The 2,166-nt window shown below is 48.7% G+C and carries 2 protein-coding genes; both read right to left on the reverse strand.

Translation table 11 applies throughout. The features are described 5' to 3' along the window. Positions 1–312: 312 nt before the first annotated feature. Positions 313–1,656: a transposase gene (locus tag RT018_RS15680; protein ID WP_312943246.1), complete on the reverse strand. Its 1,344-nt coding sequence runs from the start codon at positions 1,654–1,656 to the stop codon at positions 313–315. Between the two features lie 190 nt (positions 1,657–1,846). After that, the coding region (locus RT018_RS15685) for a BsuBI/PstI family type II restriction endonuclease (RefSeq protein ID WP_312943247.1) at positions 1,847–2,166 on the reverse strand (320 nt) is incomplete at its 5' end.

Genomic DNA, 2,166 nt, shown 5'->3' on the forward strand with positions numbered 1-2,166 from the left:
CCCTTCCTTGAAACTAGAGTCATCTTAACAAGTAAGCGTTATCAACTCAACAGACAAAAGGTTTGCTTTGTCCGCTTTGGTTATTTCTAAGTATGAAATACAACAAAAAGTAGTAGGGTGCACCAACTAATAAATTGTCAAAGGAGTCACAGAATCTAAACTGACAAAACATAAAAAAGGAAATTTTTTTTATTCTTCCAAACAATTAATCGGTAATCCGTCTACTGCAATATCTCGAAGAAAATAAAATACATTACAAAAAAATTCAGACATAAATATGGATTATTTCACCTACCACCACTTTACAAGTTCCTAAAAATTCCGCTTTTGCATCATCCAACGCTCAAGCGACTTCCACAAAGCTCGAGAAATTAATCGTTTTTCGAGTGAAAGTGCGAAAGTGACAAAAAATACCTCCTGTTGGATGGCGGTTCCCAACAGCTGCTTCTTCACCAGTCTGCTCTCCTGACGGAGATGGGCATACTTCTTCTGGTGGTAAGGGAGGAGCTGGACCGCGCTATAGACCACCGCCAGGAGATTCACGTAGCACTCGATTCCTGCTCGGCTCCGGACCATATAATTCCCGAAGGACCAGAAGGTCTTCTGTTCGTAGAAGATCACCTCGATCGCCCAGCGGTACTGGTAGAGGCAGTAGGGGAGTAGCACCTCCCGTTCCTCCTCCGCCACTTCCGGGCAGAGCATGGCCCTCTCCTGCTCCTCCATCCCCAACTCCTCCGGCAGCAGGGTACTGAGGAAGAGCCGGAAACCGGAGGGCTCTTCCGGATTCGTGACCGTGACGATGGCATAAACGGGCTCGTCGAACAGTTTGGTCAGTACCTTCCGGGTGCCAATCTGATAGTCGCCCAGATCCAGCGAGAACGCGAAGTCGGTCTGGCAAGCCAAAGGCCGGCCCTTCTGCGCGGGGCGACCCCGCTTGCCGGTCGGCTGCGGGGGCAGGTCATAGAGACAGGTATCCTTGCGCACATTGGCGACCATCTCCAGTTGTGGCGTATCCACCACAACTTGGCGGACCGCCCCCTTCGGATACCAGCTGTCGCAGAGCAGGATGGCGCGCTTCCCCTCGGGAAAGGCGCTCATAGCCTGCCGCACCATCGCCGCCGCCAATTCCAGCTTATTCTCATCCCGGGAGCGCAGACGGTAGCCCAATGGCACACTCAAGTAGCGGATTTCCCCCTCCATCCGGACCGGCACGCTCAAAACGAGCGCCACGAAGCAGTGTCCCTTCAGGAAGTTACTGCCGTTGTGCCGGGCATGGTCAAAGAGGGTCTGGTATTCGGCGAAGTGCGTGCCGTATTTCGGTTGCAGGGTGTCGTCCAGGATGAGGAAGACCGGGAAACGGCCATCTTCCTCTGCGATACAGGCGAGTGCAAGCTGCACCGTGACCCTCGCCAGCTTCTCCAACGGGATGGTGGGCGCCGTGAAGAGATAGTAGTAGGCATTCAGGCTCCTGGGGCTGACCAGCCGCAGGAACCAGTCATACAGGAAACGGATGGACTGGATGCCTTGGAGGGAGAGGATGCCCAGAAGCAGCAGGAAGCATTTCTCAGCGGTGGGTCGTGTCAGGCCAACAAAATAGGGTGAAAAGTAAGCCTTCAGGCTTCGGATGGTGAAACCGTTCTGATATAATGGGTTCATCACAAACAACTCCCTTTTTGTATTGGTTTTTGGTCGAACCTATCATACAAAAGCCCGGGGGTTGTTTGTATTTTTATGCCTCCAAAACAGGAAAAGTTGTAAAGTGGTGTACAATAACGTAAGGCAACATTAAATGAAGGATATAGTATGCTTAATAATCCCATAAAGAGACGTTCAACATACAGAAATTTTAATAACGAGGTCCCATAAATTTATCCCCATTAAGATGAATCATATGCTTTGGTTGTTCTGCTATCCACACTTCTGTTTCCCACGATACTTCTGTCACAAACTGTTTGAAATCCTGAGTTGTAAGAAATGCTGTTACAAATACGGGCTTTACATCACTATCTTTAACAATATCAAGAAGTTCTAATCTTCTTTTAGGTGAGATAGGTCCATGTGAAGTTACTGCTTCAATGAAATATACCCAATTCTTTTGTTGAGAATATAGAACTACATCAGGCAATTTATCATGTGAAACTGGTGGGAATTTTAACTCTTCCAATT

The sequence above is a fragment of the Oscillibacter sp. genome, assembly GCF_032060045.1.
In the GTDB taxonomy this organism is placed as follows: domain Bacteria; phylum Bacillota; class Clostridia; order Oscillospirales; family Oscillospiraceae; genus Oscillibacter.

Bases quoted from the DNA above. Each gene is read 5' to 3' on its own strand.
- RT018_RS15680 (WP_312943246.1), bottom strand. From the start codon at position 1,656: ATGAACCCATTATATCAGAACGGTTTCACCATCCGAAGCCTGAAGGCT.